At 41.2% G+C, this 21426-nt stretch carries 15 protein-coding genes and 4 tRNA genes; 10 read left to right on the top strand and 9 right to left on the bottom strand.

Annotated elements, in window-relative coordinates:
- Positions 1-508: 508 nt before the first annotated feature.
- Positions 509-4585: a hybrid sensor histidine kinase/response regulator transcription factor gene (locus tag MLE17_RS03335; protein ID WP_243347032.1), complete on the bottom strand. Its 4077-nt coding sequence runs from the start codon at positions 4583-4585 to the stop codon at positions 509-511.
- A 477-nt stretch (positions 4586-5062) separates the two neighbouring features.
- On the opposite strand from MLE17_RS03335, the gene MLE17_RS03330 reads away from it, so the two are divergent.
- Positions 5063-6916: a family 43 glycosylhydrolase gene (locus MLE17_RS03330; protein WP_243347094.1), complete on the top strand. Its 1854-nt coding sequence runs from the start codon at positions 5063-5065 to the stop codon at positions 6914-6916.
- 24 nt (positions 6917-6940) lie between these two features.
- Positions 6941-8974, top strand: a complete 2034-nt coding sequence (locus MLE17_RS03325) for a DUF2264 domain-containing protein (protein WP_243347031.1) — start codon at positions 6941-6943, stop codon at positions 8972-8974.
- A 509-nt stretch (positions 8975-9483) separates the two neighbouring features.
- On the opposite strand, the gene MLE17_RS03320 is transcribed toward MLE17_RS03325, so the two are convergent.
- Together MLE17_RS03320 and MLE17_RS03315 are read right to left on the bottom strand one after the other, a co-directional pair.
- Positions 9484-10512: an inorganic phosphate transporter gene (locus MLE17_RS03320; protein WP_243347030.1), complete on the bottom strand. Its 1029-nt coding sequence runs from the start codon at positions 10510-10512 to the stop codon at positions 9484-9486.
- A gap of 61 nt (positions 10513-10573) precedes the next feature.
- Positions 10574-11200, bottom strand: a complete 627-nt coding sequence (locus MLE17_RS03315) for a DUF47 domain-containing protein (RefSeq protein ID WP_243347029.1) — start codon at positions 11198-11200, stop codon at positions 10574-10576.
- Between the two features lie 428 nt (positions 11201-11628).
- Here MLE17_RS03315 and MLE17_RS03310 point away from each other — a divergent pair, with 428 nt between their 5' ends.
- The 3 genes from MLE17_RS03310 (at position 11629) to MLE17_RS03300 (ending at position 13567) form a co-directional block, all read left to right on the top strand.
- Positions 11629-12237: a LemA family protein gene (locus MLE17_RS03310; RefSeq protein ID WP_243347028.1), complete on the top strand. Its 609-nt coding sequence runs from the start codon at positions 11629-11631 to the stop codon at positions 12235-12237.
- 66 nt (positions 12238-12303) lie between these two features.
- Complete coding sequence (locus MLE17_RS03305) at positions 12304-12741, top strand: TPM domain-containing protein (protein WP_243347027.1); 438 nt, start codon at positions 12304-12306, stop codon at positions 12739-12741.
- 13 nt (positions 12742-12754) lie between these two features.
- A complete protein-coding gene (locus MLE17_RS03300; protein WP_243347026.1) occupies positions 12755-13567 on the top strand; it encodes a TPM domain-containing protein in 813 nt (270 codons plus the stop codon).
- Between the two features lie 55 nt (positions 13568-13622).
- Here the strand turns inward: MLE17_RS03300 and MLE17_RS03295 are convergent, their stop codons facing one another.
- From MLE17_RS03295 to MLE17_RS03270, 6 genes are all read right to left on the bottom strand, one after another.
- Positions 13623-14717: an NAD(P)H-dependent flavin oxidoreductase gene (locus MLE17_RS03295; RefSeq protein ID WP_243347025.1), complete on the bottom strand. Its 1095-nt coding sequence runs from the start codon at positions 14715-14717 to the stop codon at positions 13623-13625.
- A gap of 199 nt (positions 14718-14916) precedes the next feature.
- A tRNA-Asp gene (locus tag MLE17_RS03290) sits at positions 14917-14990 on the bottom strand.
- A gap of 12 nt (positions 14991-15002) precedes the next feature.
- Positions 15003-15075 (bottom strand) — tRNA-Lys (locus tag MLE17_RS03285).
- A 36-nt stretch (positions 15076-15111) separates the two neighbouring features.
- Positions 15112-15184: transfer RNA gene (locus tag MLE17_RS03280), tRNA-Lys, on the bottom strand.
- A gap of 36 nt (positions 15185-15220) precedes the next feature.
- A tRNA-Lys gene (locus tag MLE17_RS03275) sits at positions 15221-15293 on the bottom strand.
- A 69-nt stretch (positions 15294-15362) separates the two neighbouring features.
- Entirely contained in the window at positions 15363-16520 is a 1158-nt protein-coding gene (locus MLE17_RS03270) for an AI-2E family transporter (protein WP_243347022.1), read from the bottom strand.
- A gap of 154 nt (positions 16521-16674) precedes the next feature.
- On the opposite strand from MLE17_RS03270, the gene dacB reads away from it, so the two are divergent.
- The 5 genes from dacB (at position 16675) to MLE17_RS03245 (ending at position 21274) form a co-directional block, all read left to right on the top strand.
- Positions 16675-18114 (top strand): D-alanyl-D-alanine carboxypeptidase/D-alanyl-D-alanine-endopeptidase, encoded by a 1440-nt coding sequence (dacB, locus tag MLE17_RS03265; RefSeq protein WP_243347020.1) that lies wholly within the window; start codon positions 16675-16677, stop codon positions 18112-18114.
- Between the two features lie 156 nt (positions 18115-18270).
- Positions 18271-18828 carry a hypothetical protein gene (locus MLE17_RS03260; RefSeq protein WP_243347018.1) on the top strand — a complete coding sequence of 186 codons (558 nt, stop codon included), beginning with the start codon at positions 18271-18273 and terminating at the stop codon, positions 18826-18828.
- A 6-nt stretch (positions 18829-18834) separates the two neighbouring features.
- On the top strand, positions 18835-19536 hold the full coding sequence (rsmI, locus tag MLE17_RS03255) for a 16S rRNA (cytidine(1402)-2'-O)-methyltransferase (RefSeq protein WP_243347017.1): 702 nt from the start codon (positions 18835-18837) through the stop codon (positions 19534-19536).
- A gap of 40 nt (positions 19537-19576) precedes the next feature.
- Positions 19577-20452, top strand: a complete 876-nt coding sequence (locus tag MLE17_RS03250) for a hypothetical protein (protein ID WP_243347016.1) — start codon at positions 19577-19579, stop codon at positions 20450-20452.
- A 126-nt stretch (positions 20453-20578) separates the two neighbouring features.
- On the top strand, positions 20579-21274 hold the full coding sequence (locus MLE17_RS03245) for a YjjG family noncanonical pyrimidine nucleotidase (protein WP_243347015.1): 696 nt from the start codon (positions 20579-20581) through the stop codon (positions 21272-21274).
- Positions 21275-21426: the final 152 nt, after the last annotated feature.

The raw sequence follows: 21426 nt of genomic DNA, 5'->3' as shown, positions 1-21426 counted from the left end.
ATTAAATGAATGCCTAAAGGTTGAATTGGAGTTCTAAAAGGGGAGAAATAATTATGATCAAGTTTGTATTACTATTACCATTCTCTATTGTCTGCTTTGTATTGGGATATAATTTTATCTTTAATACTAACAAGACAATTTCAAAATTTGTCTTGTTAGCCAGATATGAAGAGGGCTCAAAATTCTACAACATATTAAAGAGTAAGTCTAATGCAATATGGATGAAAATATGTGGTGTCTTTATGATTGTCTTTGCGTTAGCATTATTATTAGTTGGAGTAATCCGACAAGCGGCCTGAAGCCGCTGTTCGGTGTGTGCTAGCGATCAGCGGCTTCAGGCCGCTTGACGCGTAATAGAGAAATGTAAGTTGTATTGGATATTGATAGTTTGAAAACTTAAAACAGTTTTGATACCACTCACCTCTACATTTCAGCTAAGATTATCCTTTTATTCTTACGATAACCCCCAAAAACAAAGCCGCCGGACAACCATCCGGCGGCTTTGCTATTATGCTTTGTGAGAATCGATATACTCTTTCGGAGTAAGACCAAATTCAGTCTTGAAGCAGCGACTGAAGTATTTCGGGTCATTAAATCCTACCGCATAAGCGATATCCGAGATATTACCCACGTGGTTGACCAGCATTTTTGCGGCGTGCTTCAGGCGGATATTGCGGATAAATTCGCCGGGTGACAATCCTGTCAATGATTTCAGCTTACGGTGCAGGGTCGATTTGGAAGTCCCCATATCGATGGCAAACTGGTCGAAGTCGAAAGCGATATCCGCCAGTTTATCCTCTACCGCTTTCACCGCCTGTTGCAGGAAGGTCTCGTCGATGGAACCGTATTCCATTTCGGTGATGTTGATATCCTGGTTACTTTGGAAGGAAACATTCTTCTGTCTTCTCCGGCTGATCAGGTTTTCGGCACGGGCATCGAGTACACGGAGTTCAAATGGCTTGGAAATATAAGCATCAGCACCGGCATTGTAACATTCGATACGATCCTCGATACTGTTTTTCGCCGTCAGCATCAGCATATTGATGTGGCTGGTGGAGATGTCGTTCTTCACCAGCTTGCAGAAGGAGAGTCCGTCCATCTCCGGCATCATGATATCGCTGATGATCAGGTCCACCTCGTTTTCTTTCAGGAGTTCCAATGCCTGCACCCCGTTTTCGGCAGAGAGGACATTGTATTTCGGACGGAAGTTCTCAACAATCAACGTGTTCAGCTCGCGATTGTCTTCCACTACCAGGATTGTCTGGTTCTCCTGAGTTTCCTGTTGCTCCGGAGTCAGGATCACATCATCGTGTCCGGTGAGTTCGGGTACCGCCGGGATTGTCTCCTGAGGTTCTTCCTCTACATAAATCTCATCGTCGGAGTAGGATTCTCTCGATACCGGGATTTCAAAGGTAAATACAGCCCCTTCGCCCAACTGGCTTTTCACTTCGATATTTCCTTTATGCAACTGGATAAGATCGTAGGTTAATGCCAATCCGATACCGTGACTCTGGCTCTGGTCAGAAGCGCTACTGATGTAAAAGCGCTTAAAGATATGCGGAATATCTTCCTCGGCAATACCTGCTCCATTATCTGAAACGGAGAGGCGGAGGATAACATCCTCCATCCGGGGAATGAAGCTCATCTTAACAGCAATCTCACCACCGTTTGGCGTATATTTAAAGGCATTTGACAGCAGGTTGTAGAGAATCTTATCCAGCTTATCCGGGTCGAAGTAGGCCATGTAGCTCTGCTCGTCCGAGATAATGGAGAATTTGATATTCTTCTCTACCGTCAACGGTTGGAAGTTGGACTGGCAAATGCTATTGACAAATGCAATCACATCGCTCTCCTGAATCTTCAGCTTCATATTTCCGCTTTCTGTTTTCCGGAAAATAAGAATCTGCTGAATCAATCTTTTCAGGCGGTTGGCATTTGCCTTCATAATATCAAACTGCGCAGAGTCGCTTTTGTAGCGTTTTTGCAGCCCTTCGATAATCAGCATGATGATTGTTAACGGCGTCAGCAGTTCGTGGGAGATATTGGTAAAGTAGCGCAGCTTGATTTGCGCCAGCTCTTCCGACTTCAGCTTCTCGATGTTGGAAATCTTCAGTTCGTTACGGAGGCGGATACGGTTAACCACCATTCTTGACATAAAATAAGCCGCAGCACCCAGCAGTGCCAGGTAGATCAGATACGCCCACCATGTTTTGTAAGCCGGGGGAAGGATTTTGATCTCCAGCGAGGTAACTTTATCACTCCAGATGCCGTTTTCATCACAGGCTTTTACCAGAAACGTATAAGTTCCGGTAGGGAGGTTGGCATAGTTGACGAAGCGGCGGTTATTTCCAACATAAGTCCAGTCTTTATCAACGCCTGAAAGCATGTAAGCATACTGAATTTTCCCTGCTGATGCGATGTCAAGAGCCGAGAACTCAATACTCAGGTTACTTTCGTCGCTTTTCAGTACAACTCTGTTTTTACGTGCGTTGAAATGCTGGAAATCGGTATCGTCAAAGATTGATTTATTCTGAATCAGGATATCTGTCAATGCCACCTGTTGTTTACTTGAGTGAGAAGGGTTGATGTGGCTGGCCGGATTGAAGGCGCAGATACCGTTATTTCCACCATAGAGGATTTGGCCTGATTTGAGTTTCAGATGTGAGTCTTTGTAAAAGGAAGAGATCAGCATCCCGTCAGAATTGGAAAAATAGGTCGCAGTATGGGTTTGCGGATTGTACTTGATGATTTTTTTCACCGAAGTAATCCAAAGCATGCCGAAATCATCTTCCAGAATATCCATGATTCCCTCTTCGGTAATGCCGTAAAGACCGCTGATATCGGTAGCGGTATGCTCTTTGGCATTGTAAAAGTAGATACATCCCTCTTTTGTTCCGATATAGATATCGCCGTTTTTCGTACAGCAGATGCTTTGTACGCTCAGGCTTTGGTAGTTATCTATGGTCAGGTTTAACCGGGATGAGGTGTAGGTTATTTTCCCACCCTGATTCTGTGGGTGAAATATATAGACGCCCTCTTTTTCGGTTCCCACCCAGATGTTCTTCTCTTTGTCTTCGCAAATGGTATTTACAAACTCTAACCCGGGCGACATTTTTCGGATATCGGCATTACCTGACTGAATAAAAAGCCCACGGTTTGATCCGATCCATACATTTCCACGAGAGTCTTCGTAAAGCGTTGAAATACTATTTTCAGAGGAGTGTGTTTTATCCAGAGGCAAGGTTTTTACATAATCCAAATCTCCGGAGCTGCTTTTACGGAATGTCTGGATGTAGTTATCCCCTTCATTTGCCATCCAGATTTCATTGTTTTTTGAGATGTATTTCAAAGCACTGATGCTTCTCATGTTTTTGGCAACAGTGTTGGCGGGACGTTTGATATTGCCGCTTTTCAAATCAAACTGGAACAAACCGATCCGGTTGGCTACAATATAGATTTCGCCAGATGGTAGTTCGCAAAAACGGGTGATATAAGGGGCGAAATTGTAACTGCTGATAAACTCGCTCAACGGATAGTTGTTGATGACAAGCTTATTGAAGTCGAGCTTAAACAGACCATCACCAACAGAACCGAGCCACAAATTGCCCTTCCGGTCTTTGATGATTTCGTGAAATAGTTTATTGGAAGAGGAGGTGAAAAACTTATCTGCATCAGATACGACGTAGGAATTCGCGTTATCTTTGGAAATAAGGATTAAACCATTGAATGTGATAGCCCAGATGTATCCGTACTTGTCGTCCTGAACGATACTATATACAATATCATCTACCTTTTTAGACGATTGGGCTGAGACCGGCAAAGGGCGAACCGTGATTCTGTTAGCCGCATCGACTGTCATATTGAAAATGCCGTCGCCCCAGGTACAGACCCAGTAGAGTCCGCTCTTATCCTGCATAATGCGGAACGGATTATTAGATGCACCTATTTGAGGGGCAAATGAGATCTTCTTTCTCGATTTGTCTATCCAGCAAGCCCCGCCTTTCCAGGTTGAGAGCCAGATGCGACTCGCACGGTCTTCGAAAATCTGGCTGACTGAGTTGTATTTTAACTTTAAAGGAGAGTTTGCATCGGTGGAATACCGGATGTAATGTTCTGAATTGGGTTCAAAACACAATACCCCGTTATTGGATGTCGCTACCCAGATGTAGCCTTTAGAATCAATAACCAGGTTGTTGATTCGTTCTTTTTTAAGATAAGGATTATCGAGCGTGGTGATCGAATAGCTTTTCTTGTCAATAATATTAATACCTTCCAGCGTACCTACCCAGATCCGGTTATTATTGTCTTCGGCAATGCATTGAATTTCATTGTTGGTCAATTTGCCGGGAGTAAAAGCGCTCGAACGGAATACTTTCACATCGTAACCGTCAAAACGGCATAACCCGTCTTTGGTCCCAAACCACATGTAACCCTCCTTATCGTTAAAGATGCGGATGACAGAGTTGGATGGAAGCTTATCTGAGTAAGGAAAATTCTCGAAATGGAGACGGGAGGGCTCAGAAAATAGATTCTGAAAGAATACAACTAAAAGAAGAATAAGAAAACTTAGTCTGTATCTGATCATGGTCAATAAATGGTGATGGTGAATTTCACTGCAATATTACGAATTTATAAGGGGTTATCGGGATTTGAGCCTCTGAAAATTGCTTAATACAAAGTACTCCCCGGGGGATATTCGACTGCTTACTCAAGCAACAGAATAGATTTTTCCGTTGTATAATGTGTTATGTAATGAAACTGGCGAAAAATAAATCAGGAGAAGACGATCAATTCAGTTACAATAATAATTCGCCCTGAGATTAATGACAAAATGACCTGATAATGTACTATTCTGACTAATTACTGTATCTTGCTTTTTATTCAATTGCCCTAATTTTGTAATATCAATAGTTGTGCTTGATGATGAGAAAAGCATAATGTTTACAGGTTTTCAAATCTATCGTTGGAATCAAATTTAATCTATAATTAATCATTAACGTACATGAAAAAAGGTCAGTGGAAAAGAGCGCTTCTCTTTTTCTTATTATTTGCCGGCAAATTAATGAGTTCATTCGCTGGAGAATTGTTACCGGCATTACAGCCGAAAGATTTTGTGGCTTATCTTTTTGTCTATTTTACAGGAAATGCCAAAGCCGACGAGTCTATTCACTTTGCCGTCAGTAGCAATGGGTATAACTATTATGCGCTGAATAATAATCAGCCCGTACTGAATTCCGCAGCCATCAGTGAAACAGGAGGAGTACGCGATCCGCATATCCTGCGTGGCGAAGATGGTACATTCTACATGGTAGCGACGGATATGGTATGTGCCAAAGGTTGGGATTCCAACCGTGCTATGGTATTGTTGAAATCTGATAACCTGGTAAACTGGAAATCGACTGTAATCAATATTCAAAAGAAATATGCGGGGCAGGAAAACCTGAAACGCGTATGGGCTCCGCAAACGATTTATGATGCCAATGCAAAGAAATACCTGATCTACTGGTCAATGCAGTATAGTGGCGGACCGGATGTCATCTATTATGCTTATGCCAATAAAGATTTTACCGATCTTGAAGGTGAACCCAAACCGTTGTTTGTTCCGGCTGATAAGAAATCGTGTATCGACGGTGATATCGTTTATAAAGACTCTACCTTTTATCTGTTTTATAAAACCGAAGGCCACGGCAATGGCATCAAAAGAGCGACAACAAAAGATCTGACTTCCGGAAAATGGGAGGAATATGATAAATACCTTCAGCAGACACCAGAAGCTGTAGAAGGAGCCGGAACCTTTAAACTGAATAACACTAACGACTATGTCCTGATGTACGATATGTACATGAAAGGAAAATATCAGTTTACCAGAAGTTCGGATCTGACAAACTTTACGGTAATTGACCAGGATGTGACTATGGATTTCCATCCACGTCACGGAACGGTAATGCCTATTACCCGCCAGGAGCTGAATGCCCTGATTGCAAAATGGGGAAGACCTGCAAACTTCACATTTACTCAGAATAATCCGGTATTAACCGGTTACTTTGCCGACCCAGAAGTGCTTTACGCTAAAAAGACCGGCAAATATTATATTTATCCGACCAGTGATGGCTTTGACGGATGGAGTGGAACTTACTTCAAAACATTCTCATCTTCCGATTTGAAAAACTGGAAAGATGAAGGAGTTATCCTCGACCTGAAGAAAGATGTTTCCTGGGCAAATCGCAACGCGTGGGCTCCCTGTATCATTGAAATGGGCAAAGGCAAGAAGTATAGATACTATTATTATTTTACAGCTGCTCAGAAGATTGGAGTAGCAGTTGCGGATAATCCAACCGGTCCGTTTAAGGATTCAGGCAAACCGATTGTTGCAGAAAGACCTGCAGGCGTAAGAGGTGGTCAGGAGATTGACCCGGATGTTTTTCAGGATCCAGTCAGCAAAAAATGTTATCTTTACTGGGGGAACGGATATATGGCGGTTGCCGAATTGAACAAAGACATGGTTTCAATCAAAAAAGAGACAATCAAAACCATCAAGGTTGACCGTACTTTCCGCGAAGGAACTTATGTTTTCTACAGAAAAGGCACTTACTATTTCTTGTGGTCGGATGATGATACCCGCAGCCCGAACTATAAGGTTCGTTACGGTATGTCTAAGTCTCCTCTTGGTCCATTGGATATTCCGGCTAACAATATTGTCATTGCTAAAGCTCCGGAAAAAGGAATTTACGGAACCGGTCATAATTCTGTTTTGCAGATTCCTGGAAAAGACGAATGGTATATCGTTTACCACCGTTTCCCATATCCTGACGGAATCAAAATGGGGGATCCAGCAGGTTTCCACCGCGAAGTTTGCCTTGATAAGATGGAGTTCAATGAAGACGGAACCATCAAACAAGTTACACCGACTTTTTAATGTCTCAATCAAATTCATAAGAAAATGAGATTTCACCTGAAATTATTTTTGCTTGCGGGTTTCCTTTCAATGGGAATTGCGCAAGCAAATAATCAGGCTGCTTCTAATCCGGAAAACGATAATGTTTTCTGGTTGGAGCAGCCTGATTATGCTTTAAGCCCGAAGACGGGAATGACCCGCAAGCACTGGAAAGATGCCGCTCTTTATCTGTTGAAAGGAACATTCGGTTATGTCAAAACGATAGATGACCCGATGAAATTCCCCAAACAGCCGGGAAAAAGCTATCCGCAGAATGACAATCAGATTCCGACAGAGAAACTGGAAGGTCTTTGCCGTACGCTCTTTGTGGCTGCTCCTTTGCTGAAGGAAGATCCTAATCTGGAAATCAATGGAATCCGGGTAGGGGAATATTACCGCCATCAGATTCAGAATCTGATTGATCCGAATAGTCCGGCTTACATCAAACCCCGTTCTAAGAACGGTGGCCCAAGCCAGATACTGGTGGAGTTTGGTGGTCTTTCGGTAGCTCTTTTTGCCATCCCCAATATCTTGTGGGAGCCTCTGTCGAAAGAGCAGAAAGATGCCCTGGCATCGACCATGCTTAGCTATGGCGATGGCCCTACTGTCGATTCCAACTGGAAGTTCTTCAATATTTTCGTAATGAGTTTTTTCAAGAGCCAGGGATATACCGTCAATGATAAATTGCTGGAGGAGTATTTGCAAAAATCACTCAAAGCATATCGTGGCGAGGGTTGGTATAACGATAGCCCGGCTTTCGATTATTACAGCATGTGGGCATTCCAGATGTATGGCACGCTTTGGTCGGAGTTTTTCGGAAAGAAAAATTACCCGGAATATGCCAAGCAGTTTCAGCAAAACTTTTATGATCTGAAGGATAATTATCCTTACCTCTTTAGCCGTGATGGCAAAATGATTATGTGGGGACGTAGTATCTGTTACCGTACCGGAGCCATTGTGCCGTTTCCATTGATGGGCTTTTACAACCAACCGGATGTTAACTATGGCTGGATGCGCAGGATTGCCTCCGGGGTATTGCTCCAGTTCTTTCAAAATCCCGGTTTCCTCAAAGACGGAGTTCCTACTTTAGGCTTTTACGGTGCATTCGAACCGGCTGTACAGATATATAGTTGCCGGGGAAGTGCATATTGGTTGGCAAAAGCTTTTCTGGGACTTTTAGCTCCGGCCGATAGCCCTTTTTGGACGGCCAAAGAGAATGAAGGCCCATGGGAAAATGAACTTCAGATAGGTCAGGTTTATAATAAATTCGAGAAAGGGTCGAATATCCTGATTACCGACTATCCGAATATCGGAGCTTCAGAGGTACGTGCATGGTGTCATGAGAAGGTAAAAGACGACTGGCAGAAGTTCAGATCAACAGAAAATTACAACCGTCTCTCTTACAACAGCGCTTTTCCCTGGCAAGCTGATGGTGAAAACGGTGAAGTGGCGATGAACTATGTAATTAAAAACAAACAAAACAAATGGGAAGCTCTTCGTCTGTATGATTTCAGGAAATTTGAAAACGGAGTGTACTACCGTGATGTTATCCTAGAGACAAATCCGAACGTAAAACTACAGTTGGCGGATATTCCTCTTGCCAATGGCATTTTGCGAGTGGATCGGAATATCAGCACCGATACCGTAGATATGCGTTTAGGCCACTACGCACTGCCGGAGTTGAATACACCGATTCGTGAGGAAAGCCGGAAGGTAAACGGACATCAGGTGCGCATCATCAATAATGGCGAGTACCAGTTGGCGATGATACCGTTGAAGGGATGGGAGAAAATACAAAATGTTCGAGTCTCAGGATTACATCCGGTCAGCGATAAGAGTGCCGTGATTGATGTCTGCGGCCGCTTTATCCCCGGTGACAAGGGTAAGGGCGTTTACATCACTCTGATGCTTTGGAAAAGGGCAAATGAATTGTGGACTAATGACGAGCTGGATCCGGTGAAGAAGATTATCGGGTCAGGAGACGGACAGACCATTGAGGTACTCTTAAAAACGGGAGAAACTAAAACGGTGGTATTTTAAATATGTAAATTTTTGATTCATGGATAGTACAAAGGCAGGGGATATTCTTCTGCTTTTGTTTTTTACTTGAAGCAATGCCGGAAATGTTTTTGCTGAATAAAAATTAGCTCTTCTCAGAATCGAAATGCCATAATCGACGAAAAATAACTCGTTCTCAAACCTGTGACGCACTTAATTGACGAAAAAATGATTGCTCTCAAACCTTGATACACATAATTGACGAAAAAATAGTTGTTTTCAAACTGTGATGCAAGTAATCAGCCCCAAAATAACCGTTCTAAAATCAAAGAATAGTCGTTTGTCGAGTAATTGATAGTATCTCAAGCTGGAAAATGATTAGTTGACAAATAAACTTCAAGTCAATATTTGATCAGGTTGAGGGTCGCTGAAAAAATAGCGTTGCTGCAAAACAAATCTTTCCAGAGGATCACAAATGAAAACAGCCCTGGCAATATGTCATAGACACAATGCCAAGGCTGTTCTTTTTATAAACCTGAAGATTCTAAAAATCAGAATCCGCAATGTAAAGCTCTGATACCCCAGAATACCAATGCACTAACAATCCCTGCTGCCGGGATCGTTAATACCCATGCCGCTACGATACGGATTGCTGTTTCCCATTTTACACCAGCCAGATTCTGAACAGAACCTACGCCAATAATAGAACCGGAAATAGTGTGAGTAGTGGAAATCGGAATTCCCAAATGAGTAGCGATGAAGATTGAGCAGGAACCTGCTAACTCAGCACAGAACCCGTGAACAGGTTTCAACTGGGTCAGTTTCATACCCATGGTTTTTACAATTTTCCAACCGCCCATCATGGTGCCGGCTGCCATAGCGACCTGACAAGCCATAATAATCCAGAGTGTTTGGTTACCCATAGAAAGCTCAATATCAGGAGTGTAAATTTTACCGGCTACAAGAATAGCAACAATAACCCCCATTGTTTTCTGGGCATCATTGGCACCGTGGCTGATTGAGTAAAGAGCGGCTGATATCAGCTGTCCGGCACGGAAGGTTGTATCTACCTTTTTCGGAGTCCATTTATGCACCAACCAGATTACTCCTATCATTACAAAGAAACCTAAAACAACACCAACCAGTGGTGCAATAGGGATAAAAGCAGCTGTTTTAGTTACTACATCCCAGTTAATGACAGAAGTGCCTTTATATGCAAGTCCTGCACCCACCAAACCTCCAAGCAGTGCGTGAGAGGAACTGGCCGGAAGTCCGTACCACCAGGTGATAAGGTCCCAAATGATAGCTCCAAGCAGTCCTGCTAATACCACATAAATAAAAGCATTGTCGCCTTGGTCTATTTTAATGATTTTAGCAATAGTGTTTGCTACTTTGGGAGCAAAGATAAACATTGCAATAAAGTTGAAGAAAGCCGCCCACATCACGGCAAAGCGCGGCGAAAGCACGCGTGTGGAAACAATCGTGGCGATTGAGTTAGCCGCATCGTGAAAACCATTGATGACGTCAAAAATCAACGCCAGGGCAACAGTAATACATACGACTATAAAGATTGACCCCATAGATTCTTGTTTTTGTTAAATGAATGAACTGATTCTTCCAAAAAAATGAAGGAGTCGGGGATTATGATTGTTCAATGATTACAGTTTCGATGATGTTTGCTGCATGATTCAAACGGTCAACAGCGCGCTCCATACGTTCGAAGATTGATTTCCATTTCAGCAACATCATTACATCGTTTTGTGAAAACAATGCTGCTACTGCTTTACGGTTGATTTCGTCTGATTCATCTTCAAGATCGTGGATCAATACGCATTTTTCACGCATAACCTGATCGTTCTTTTTGATGTTTTTCAACCCGTGCATCGCAACGTCAAGTGCGTCAACTGCAGCAATAATCACTTTTGCAAATTCAAAAGTTTCATTGCGTACTTCTTCCACACCATAATTAGCAAAACGGTATGCTGATGAATTAATGTTGTCGGCAAAACCGTCAAGGCATTTCACCAGGTTAAAGATATCGTCACGATCGATTGGCGTAATAAATGTACGGTGCAAAAGATCAAGACAAACACGTGAGATGCGGTCTGCATCACGTTCCATTTTTTTGATACTTGTCGATGCTGATTCAAAGCTTTGCTTTCCTTCGACCATTTCAAGGAATGTACGACTGATGTTTTTGTTGATATCCATCAATTGATCGAAATAATCGAAAAAAGCGCCTTCTTTGGGCAAAAGTCCTCGTAACATAAATTTTTGTTTTTGGGTTTTTAAAAGCGACATCAAAGATAGGTATTTTATTCGTAACATCAATAAAATCAAGTTGTAACAGGTTTGTAACATCTCTTTCAGAACTGATAAAATGTGTGACAAAATGAAAGCTGGAACCCTCGAAATACCCCTTATAGCTAACCATTTGCGAATTTGTCAACAGGAAGTCCGAAGTTTCATCAAGGGGGACTTATCGCATGTTTAACAGCGTATTTTTTACATTCTTTATTATTCAGGTCGTGGATTATCAGAAGCCTAAAGCCTGGAAACAGGATGGTTAACCCACTTGAGCTTATCTTGCAAAATAAAAAATTCAACCCTCTATTATTCGTCTTTGTCGATTTTATTCATAAGTGTGCTGCATTAGTATTATATTTGCTTTGAATCACTTATAAATTGAATGAATTATGAAACTGTCAAAAGGTTGGATTGCATTAATTGTTATCGTTGGTCTTATTTTTATTTTGGGAACATGGATGTCGGGTACCTATAACGGTATGGTGACAAAGGATGAAGCTGTGGCCAAAGCCTGGTCGCAGGTAGAAAATGTCTATCAACGCCGCGCTGATCTTATTCCTAATCTTGTTAAAACGGTTGAAGGAGCTGCCAATTTTGAAAAATCGACATTGAAGGAGGTAATGGCAGCCAGGGCTAGTGCGACGTCTGTTAAGATAGACCCGACTCATTTGAATGAGTCGAATATTGCGGCTTTTCAAAAAGCTCAGGATGGTTTATCTTCAGCGTTAAGCAGATTGATGGTTGTAGTTGAGCGTTATCCTGAGCTCAAGGCAAACCAGAACTTTCTTGAGTTACAGGCACAACTGGAAGGCACTGAAAACCGCATCTCGGTTGAACGTGGGAAATTTAATGACGAAGTAAATGGATATAACAATGTAATTCGTCATTTTCCGGGAAATATCATGGCTGTAATGTTCAGTTTTGAGAAAAAAGGTTACTTCCAGGCTCAGGCAGGTGCGGAAAAGGCTCCGGGTGTGAGTTTTGATTTTGGGAAATAGGAGTATATTTATTCTGTCATGCTGAAATAAATGGTTTCGGCATGACTAAATCTAAATGAAAAACACATGGGAGCTTCCAGTTATTTTACAAAAGAACAACAGCATAAAATTACAGAGTCTATTCGGCAGGCTGAATTAGATACTTCCGGTGAGATTCGGGTCAGAATCGAACGATTTTGCAGAGAAGACGTACTCGATCATGCAGCCTGGCTATTCTATCAATTGGAGATGGAAAAGACAGTACAACGTAATGGCGTATTGATTTATGTCGCTGTAGAATCCCGAAAGTTTGCCGTAATAGGAGATAAAGGGATCAATTCCATTGTTCCTCCTGATTTCTGGGATAGTGTAAAAGAGATAATGCGGACTCAATTTGCTCAGGGCAATCTGACAGACGGTATTTCACTTGCAGTGCTTGAAGCCGGGAAATTACTGAAACAGCATTTCCAATACCGTAAAGATGATACAAATGAATTGCCTGATGATATTTCATTCGGGATTTAAAATAAACAAGATAATGAAACGTAGAAATATCAGATCTATTTTCCTGATGATGCTGGTTGGGGTGTTTGCGATAACCATTCAGGCGCAGATTCCTGCGAAGCCCAATCCGCCAAGGTTGGTCAATGATTTAGCGGGCATCTTTTCTGATGAACAACGACAGGAGTTGGAGCAGTCACTTGTCGCATTTAATGATAGCACCTCCAATGAAATTGTTATTGTAACAGTTAATGATTTGGGTGGTTATGATAAAATGACCTTTGCCCAGCAGATTGGTTCGAAATGGGGAGTGGGGAAGGCAAAACGCAATAATGGTATCGTGATTCTCCTGAAGCCTAAAAATGAAACCCGGGGCGAAGCCTTTATTGCAACCGGATACGGACTGGAAGGAGCATTGCCGGATGCCATCTGCAAGAGAATTGTAGAGAATGAAATGATACCTTATTTTCGCCGGAATGATTATTTCGGAGGTGTAGTCAGTGCATTGCGGGTGATTATGCCGGTTGCCCAAGGGGAGTACAAGTATAAAACAGAAAGTCCTAAAAAAGGAGGAGGCTCAGGAATCGGACTCGTCGTCATTATATTTGTCATTATCGTCATTGTGCTGATTAAAAGAGGGAATCGCGGCAATGATGATTTTACTGGTCGTGGAGGCGGAAGCTCAGGACCTGATCTTTGGACGATGATTTTCCTTGCCGGCATGGCTAATCGTAATCATAATGGCTCCTGGGGAAATTTTTCCGGAGGAGGTAGTAGTGATAGCGGTGGCGATTTTGGCGGTTTCGGTGGCGGTGACTTTGGTGGAGGAGGTGCCGGTGGTAGCTGGTAGATATAAAAAAGACCTTCAGCATGAACTGAAGGTCTTTCTTTTAGTATATCAATCTTTATTTCTTGATTTTTGCTAATGTTTCCGTTTTTGCTTTTTCAAAACGGCTCATCAGGTCATTGATAGTCTCTTTAACCGATGATATTTTGGGTGCAAGATAAGCATTACTACCTGCAAATGCATAACCATTGTCCAGATTTCCTTTGTAAGCATTGTAAAGTGCAACAATGATGCAATAAGGGCTTTTTTGGTAGTCGCAGGTTCTTAAGCACTGATAAGGGCATGATTTTGGTTTGGTCAAACCTTGTTTTACTTTTTCAAGGAAATTATTCTTTAAAGCACGACCTGGCATTCCCACCGGGCTCTGGATGATCTCAACATCATTTACATCTGCCTTTACATATGACATCTTGAATTTTTCGTCAGCATCACATTCGTGAGTAGTTACAAAACGGCTGGCAATTTGAACGCCTTTAGCGCCTTTCTGCATGATGTTGTACATATCTTCACCTGTGTAGATACCACCGGCAGCAATTACAGGAATTTCTACACCATATTTTTCTTCAAAAACGGCAACCTCTTTTACAACTTCCGGAATCAAGGTCTCCAGAGAGAAGTTAGGGTCGTGAATCTGATCGCTTTTAAAGCCAAGGTGACCACCAGCTTTAGGGCCTTCCACCACGATCATATCGGGTAGATAGTCGTACAAAGATTTCCATTTGTCACAGATCAGCTTGGCTGCTCTGGCAGAAGAAACAATAGGAACCAGCTTGGTTGTACAATCGGGAGTGCGATATTTGGGAAGATCCAATGGCAGTCCTGCTCCGGCAAAAATAATATCAGCTTTTTCCGCAATGGAGGTCTTAACCATATCCGCAAAGTTGGTAAGAGCCATCATTATGTTTACCCCGACTATACCGGATGTTTTTTCTTTTGCTTTTCTGATTTCTTCTTTGAGACCACAGATGCACGCTTCCATATAATCTTTAGCAGTGTTTCTGTAGATAAGACCAAGACCGGCGCATGAGATAACACCGATTCCACCTTCGTTAGCAACGGCAGATGCAAGTCCGTTTAATGAAATACCTACTCCCATACCTCCTTGAATAATAGGTACACGAGCCGTTAGGTTTCCGATTTTTAATGAATTCATATATTAAGATTAGATATAAACTGAGCAAAGTTACATATAAAAAATCACCTGTATTGATTCCGTTTTTGAAAGGGGTGATTTTTAACTGAATTTGGGGATAAATCCTTGTTAATTCGTTATTTATAGCACGTTTGTCAGTTTGTTATTCTGTAATGTTTTTGTATAAACAAAAAAAGCAAGCCTTTCGACTTGCTTTTTGCGGTATGGACGGGACTCGAACCCGCGACCCCCTGCGTGACAGGCAGGTATTCTAACCAGCTGAACTACCACACCGTTTGAGTTTTGTGATCCGCCTGGGGTTCGAACCCAGGACCCCAACATTAAAAGTGTTGTGCTCTACCAGCTGAGCTAGCGAATCATCGGGATTTCCTTTAGAAGGAAAAAATGTTTTTTGTGATCCGCCTGGGGTTCGAACCCAGGACCCCAACATTAAAAGTGTTGTGCTCTACCAGCTGAGCTAGCGAATCATCGGGATTTCCTTTAGAAGGAAAAAATGTTTTTTGTGATCCGCCTGGGGTTCGAACCCAGGACCCCAACATTAAAAGTGTTGTGCTCTACCAGCTGAGCTAGCGAATCATCAGTTGCTTTGTTTTTCAAAAGCGATGCAAAGGTAGGGGTTTATTTTTAATCTGCAAATGTTTTCGCTTAAAGATTTTCCTGGTTTTTGTGCTGAATATCTCTATTTGTCATGGAATCAGCATCGTAGGTGGATGGATTTTTTTTATCGATTTCGTGTAAAATGTATCTTTTGTAGTAACTCAGGCAAAGAGTTGTCGCAGGAAGTGCAATTATCAGACCGATCAAACCTAATAAACTACCCCAGATAGAAAGCGAAAGAAGGATGATTGCAGGGTTCAGTCCGGTTACCCGTCCCATTACGTTTGGCACAATAATCATATCTTCGATGCCTTGCACGATTGCCATAACTAAAAAAGCAAGACCTATAATTACCCAGAAACTTTCGTTGGTTTCTGCCGCTTTTAGCAAAGAAAGAAAGACAATGGGGAGTAGCCCAACGAATTTCATGTAGGGGATAAGGTTAAGTAAACCCATCAATAGACCCATAATAATACCTAGGGGCATCCCTATGATTTTAAATCCGATCGCCAGCAAAGTACCTACAATTAGAGAAACCAGAGCTTGCCCACGAAAATATCGGTTCATACCGTAACTTACATCAGAAATGATTTGTTCGACCAGATTTCTGTATCTTACGGGGAATAATTCTATAAAACCATTACTGATGCGGTCAAAATCTTTCAGAATAAATATGGTGTAAAGCAGGATGATTACAGATGCCAGTACACTCAAGACCAGGTTTAGAGAACTGGAGAGGAATTCCCAGAATCTGGGGGCGACCTGTTGAATTAATTGTTTAATATCTTCCTTTGTTAATGCTGAAAGAAGATAATCTAGACTGATATTATGTTTGAAATAAATGGTCCATTCAGCCGGAATCAGAGGTATTGGCCCTTTGCGGTTTTGGTATTCATTAATTAAAAGTTTTAATTTGTAAATTTCATCCGTAACCGATGGTGCTAGTAGCCAGGAAGCCCCGATTATGATGGATATTGCAAATATAATAGTGGCGATGATGGCAAGAATCCTGTTTTTGAACTTAAGCTTATTCTGAAAAAATCCAACCAATGGGTTCAGAAGGTATGCAATAAGCCACGCAATAAGAAATGGGAGTAGTGCTTCCTTTATCAGTATAAGAATATAAATAATAGCTATTGCAAATATTATACTGAAAAATATTCGCGAAACCCGGTCAAAGGTAAATGGTTTTCGAAGTTCTATCATAATAATGGATATAAGAAAAATGTGGTATATGATGCAGAAATCAAGAGGTAATTCCCCGCCTTATGTTGATGTTCATTGCAAAAATAATACTTTTGTCAGTCGGTTAGTTTCCTGTCATTGTTTTTCAAATATAAAATCAGACCACTATTTCTTTATGAACAGAAAAATACTCCTTACGGTTTCATCATTGTTTCTTTTCTTCAGTGGATTTGCGCAAAAGTCGGAGGCTTTGCAGCATTTTATCTCAAATAACTGTTTTTCATCAGCAGGCCTCTCAGTTACTGTTAAGAATGTTGGTAATGGAAATACAATTGTATCGCATAATTCTCAACTCAATCTTACACCAGCGTCTACACAGAAACTGCTTACGACTGCTACAGCGTTAGAGATGTTTGGTCCGGAGTTTCGTTTTGAAACCAAGGTATATTATAGCGGTAAGATCAGTTCGGCCGGAGTGTTGACCGGAGATATTGTCGTTAAAGGAAGTGGTGATCCTACTTTAGGGGCACAGTATTCCTCTCAGGGACAAAGTGCATTTTTTGATACTATTTTATCAGCCTTGAAACGTAACGGTATTCGCGAGATTTACGGTAAAATAATCGGTGATGAGAGACTTTATAATACGGAAATTGTGCCATGGAAAACTCCCTGGGAGGATATGGGGAACTATTATGCGGCCGGAGTTTCAGCGTTGAATTATTCGGATAATAGCTATAAGCTGACATTTAAGACCGGAGCAGCAGGAAGTCGTCCCCGGATTGTAGGTGTTGAACCGAAAGTGATAGGTCTAAAGTTTCAGAACTTTCTGATAGCAAAAGATAATGATAAAGATAGTGCATATCTGTATGGTATGCCATATTGCCATGAACGTTATATTTATGGTTCTGTTCCGGCCAATCAATCGTTTTTTTTCATAAAGGGGGATGTTCCTGATCCGGCTTTATTTGCGGTGCAATCTTTGGCCGTGTATTTAAGAAGTCGTGGGGTGAAAGTATCGGGGGAGGAGACTACCAGCCGGATTTTAGAGCAGCAGGGTAGTGCCATAATTCCCAACGGAGAGATCTTGTGTACTTTTAGATCAGACTCTTTGGGCGAAATTATAAAAGTGACTAATAAGAAAAGCTATAACTTTTACGCCGAAGCATTATTGCGACTTATAGCATCCAGGTATAGCAAAGACGGGTCCTTACCAGCTGGAATTGCAGCCGAAAAAGCTTTCTGGGATAAGAAAGGCCTTAATGCAGGGAAAATATTGATTTATGATGGTAGTGGTCTTGCTCCATCAAACAGGGTTAACTCCGGTTTTCTGGTTGATCTGTTGCGCTATATGATTACGCAAAGTCACAACAAAGAAAGTTATGTCCGGTCATTGGCTATTGCTGGAGAAGATGGTACGTTGAAGAGCTTTCTTGCGAATACAGCTTTAAAAGGGAAAGTAAAGGCAAAAAGCGGAAGTTTTGAAGGAGTGCTAACATACGCCGGTATAGTAAATAAGAATGGTTCGGAATATGTCTTTTGTGTAATGGTAAATGCTTTCACCTGTCAGACATCTGTCGTGAAAAGGGCCATTGAACAGTTTTTGATGGATTTATGATTGTCTTTTACGGGGTAATTTGCCCAAAGTCTATTCAGATTGGATAAAAATCTGATTCAAAAATATCAGTTTTCCGTTTTATACATTACTTTTGTTTATCTAACAACTCTATATTTTGTTCTTGAAAGGTTTATGGCCGAAAAAAGGAATATTGAAATGATTGTAAGGGAGCTTAAAGAATTGCAGTCTTTGAGTGATGCACTGGCAGTATGCAATCCATTGCCACAGTCCCTTTTACAACTGATTAAGGATAAAGCTCAAAGAGTCGTTACTCTTACGGAGCAGGTAATGACTCATTCCGGGGAGATTTCTGCTGATTTTTCCACATTGGAAGCTGTAGAAAAACCAATTAACGATGCCGCTCCAGTAAACAATGAGGATAAAGGGATTGTTTTGAATACAGTTTCTGAAGAATTTATTCAGCCGGAAGAGGTTTCGGTTTCAATGCCTGTCGTTCCTCCGGTTTCAGTTGAAGAGGTTTCTGAAAAATCGGTTTCCACTCTGGCTCAAAAACTGACTTTGAATGAACGCTTCAGATTTCTTAGGAATCTTTTTTCGGGAAATGAATCTCTGATGATGTCTGTTTTTGCAGAATTGGATAATAAATCCGGTTTGGACGAAATGGAAGAATACCTGAAAGTGAAATTTCAATGGGATTGGGAAAGTGCACCCGTTCTTGATTTTGTACAGTTTCTCGAACGAAACATTAAATAATTGCTGATGGCAAAATTGATTATTATACCTACGCCGATTGGCAATTTAGAAGATATTACGCTACGTGCGGTCAGATTATTGAAAGAGGTTGATTTGGTTTTAGCTGAGGATACCCGCACGACTGGGAATTTGTTGAGACATTTGGATATTTCTGTAAAAATGCAATCGCATCACAAGTTTAACGAGCATAAGACGATTGAACAAATCGTTAACCGGATAAATGCCGGAGAAAATGTGGCGCTTGTATCAGATGCCGGAACGCCTGCGATTTCGGATCCGGGATTTCTGGTTGTTCGTGAATGTGTAAAAGCCGGTATCGAGGTGGAGTGTCTGCCTGGCGCTACAGCTTTTGTTCCTGCGTTGGTTGTTTCTGGTTTACCCAATGACCGCTTTTGTTTTGAGGGGTTTCTTCCTCAGAAAAAAGGGCGGAATACGCGCCTTAAAGAGTTGGCGGAAGAGTCGCGAACCATTGTCTTTTATGAATCTCCATATCGTGTACTCAAGACATTGACTCAGATTGCCGAATTTTTCGGTTCAGAAAGAGCTGTTTCCGTTTCAAGAGAGTTGTCAAAGCTGCACGAGCAGACCGTCAGAGGTACATTGGCTGAAGTTATTGCTCATTTTGAACAAAATGAACCGCGCGGAGAATTTGTTATTATTGTAGGAGGAAAGCCTTCTGAAAAAGGAACAAAAGAACCCAAAGAATAATATGACATATCACCATTATTAATCTAAAATAGATACTAAGATGAAAAAGCTGCTTTTACCATTGCTTGCAGTAGCCCTGATGGTTGCTTCATGCGGAAAAAATTCTTCAGAGTATAAAACTCTGAAAGCTGAAAACGATTCGCTTAAACAACAACATGAGCAAGTCGTGAAAGAGTATGATGACGCACTTACCTTGATCAATGAGGTACAGGACGGGCTTGGCAAAATGAAAGATGCAGAGAATTACCTGAAAGTGCAGGGTGCCCAAGGTAAAGAACTGACTCCTTCTGCACGAGAGAAGATTGTAGGAGATATGAAATTTGTTTCTGAAACACTTCAAAAAAACAAAGAAAATCTGGATAAATTGAATGCGATGGTTAAAAATGGCCGCATTCAATCGGCACAGATGAAAAAGACCATTGAGAAGATGGTGGCCGAATTAGAAGAAAAAACCAAAGCTATTGCAGATCTTCAGGCTCAGTTGCAACAGAAAGATGTGAAAATTGGAGAATTGGTTGCTCAGACTGAAAATTTGACAGGACAGGTTACAAGCCTGACAACAGAATCAACAAAGCAGAAGGAGGAAATCGCATCACAGGATAAAGCCATCAATACAGCCTGGTATGTGTTCGGAACTAAAGCTGAGTTGAAAAAACAGAATGTAATCACCGGTGGGGGTTTGTTCAAGAAAGCAGATGTGATGAAAAAAGAGTTCAGTAAAGAATACTTCATCGCTATCGATATTCGTAATACTAAGTCTATTGAGCTTTTCTCTAAAAAGGCAAAATTCCTTACTACCCATCCGGCAGGAAGTTACTCTTTGGAAAAAGATAATTCCGGTATGTTGATTCTGAAAATTACTGACTATAAAGCATTCTGGAGCGTTTCTCGCTATCTCGTAATCCAGGTAGACTAAGAAAAGAACGTTCAGATAAATCTTTTAAAAGACCTGCTTTTTTGAGGAAAGGCAGGTCTTTCTATTGATATAAAATTGAAAGTAAGAAAACAGATAGGATTTTGATTTATATATAAATTGTTGACAATGAGGAAGTACAAAAGTGTATTTGTAGATCTTGATGATACGTTGTGGGATACCAAATCAAATTCAAGAGAGGGTATGACAGAAATCTTTTTTCAGTATAAACTGGAAGAATATTTTGAGAGTTTCGAACATTACTATGGGATTTATACGGAAAGAAACCAGGAATTGTGGCATCAGTACCATCATGGCCAGATTGGGAAACAATTTCTAATTAGTGAGCGGTTTCTTCACCCTTTGCGTTTTGCGGGTTTGGCTGACGAAAATCTTGCTATACAAATGAATAGCGATTATCTTGACGCTGTATCATCTAAAACCCAACTGATACCTAATGCAAAAGACCTTCTGGAGTATTTGTATCCCAAATACAGATTATTTGTTTTATCAAACGGTTTTAGGGATGTGCAGCAAAAAAAACTGGCTAATTCCGGTCTTCTGGGTTATTTTGAGAAAATCATTACTTCCGAAGATGTCGGGGTAAATAAGCCTTACCCTGGAATATTTGAGTATGCTCTCAAATCAACAAATTCCCGCAAAAAAGAGAGTATAATGATTGGTGATAATCCTGAAGCGGATATAGCGGGTGCCTATAACTACAAATTAGACCAAATCTATTTTATGAATTTTCAATGTCATTCACTTCCGTTTACTCCGACCTACTCTGTAGATACGCTTGATGAGGTGAAATCTATACTTTAATGCAGTTTATGCATTTCTGACATAAAGAAAGCCTGTTTTAATGCAAACTTTGTTCTGGTTGTACTGTTTCTAATAATAATTGAATATATTTGCTGACGTGTAAGTGATAGTGTGACAAAATGTTTTATAGTATGTGTATGTATAATGTATGA

The sequence above is a fragment of the Parabacteroides sp. FAFU027 genome, assembly GCF_022808675.1.
In the GTDB taxonomy this organism is placed as follows: Bacteria; Bacteroidota; Bacteroidia; order Bacteroidales; family UBA7332; genus CAXXIC01.
The sequence above is the reverse complement of the archived record's forward strand: the minus strand, read 5'-3'. Positions and strand labels throughout refer to the sequence as shown.

Bases quoted from the DNA above. Each gene is read 5' to 3' on its own strand.
- rsmI (WP_243347017.1), top strand. From the start codon at position 18,835: ATGGCAAAATTGATTATTATACCTACGCCGATTGGCAATTTAGAAGAT.
- MLE17_RS03330 (WP_243347094.1), top strand. From the start codon at position 5,063: ATGAGTTCATTCGCTGGAGAATTGTTACCGGCATTACAGCCGAAAGAT.
- dacB (WP_243347020.1), top strand. From the start codon at position 16,675: ATGAACAGAAAAATACTCCTTACGGTTTCATCATTGTTTCTTTTCTTC.
- MLE17_RS03270 (WP_243347022.1), bottom strand. From the start codon at position 16,520: ATGATAGAACTTCGAAAACCATTTACCTTTGACCGGGTTTCGCGAATA.
- MLE17_RS03295 (WP_243347025.1), bottom strand. From the start codon at position 14,717: ATGAATTCATTAAAAATCGGAAACCTAACGGCTCGTGTACCTATTATT.
- MLE17_RS03310 (WP_243347028.1), top strand. From the start codon at position 11,629: ATGAAACTGTCAAAAGGTTGGATTGCATTAATTGTTATCGTTGGTCTT.
- MLE17_RS03320 (WP_243347030.1), bottom strand. From the start codon at position 10,512: ATGGGGTCAATCTTTATAGTCGTATGTATTACTGTTGCCCTGGCGTTG.
- MLE17_RS03260 (WP_243347018.1), top strand. From the start codon at position 18,271: ATGATTGTAAGGGAGCTTAAAGAATTGCAGTCTTTGAGTGATGCACTG.
- MLE17_RS03300 (WP_243347026.1), top strand. From the start codon at position 12,755: ATGAAACGTAGAAATATCAGATCTATTTTCCTGATGATGCTGGTTGGG.
- MLE17_RS03335 (WP_243347032.1), bottom strand. From the start codon at position 4,585: ATGATCAGATACAGACTAAGTTTTCTTATTCTTCTTTTAGTTGTATTC.
- MLE17_RS03305 (WP_243347027.1), top strand. From the start codon at position 12,304: ATGGGAGCTTCCAGTTATTTTACAAAAGAACAACAGCATAAAATTACA.
- MLE17_RS03325 (WP_243347031.1), top strand. From the start codon at position 6,941: ATGAGATTTCACCTGAAATTATTTTTGCTTGCGGGTTTCCTTTCAATG.
- MLE17_RS03250 (WP_243347016.1), top strand. From the start codon at position 19,577: ATGAAAAAGCTGCTTTTACCATTGCTTGCAGTAGCCCTGATGGTTGCT.
- MLE17_RS03245 (WP_243347015.1), top strand. From the start codon at position 20,579: ATGAGGAAGTACAAAAGTGTATTTGTAGATCTTGATGATACGTTGTGG.
- MLE17_RS03315 (WP_243347029.1), bottom strand. From the start codon at position 11,200: ATGTTACGAGGACTTTTGCCCAAAGAAGGCGCTTTTTTCGATTATTTC.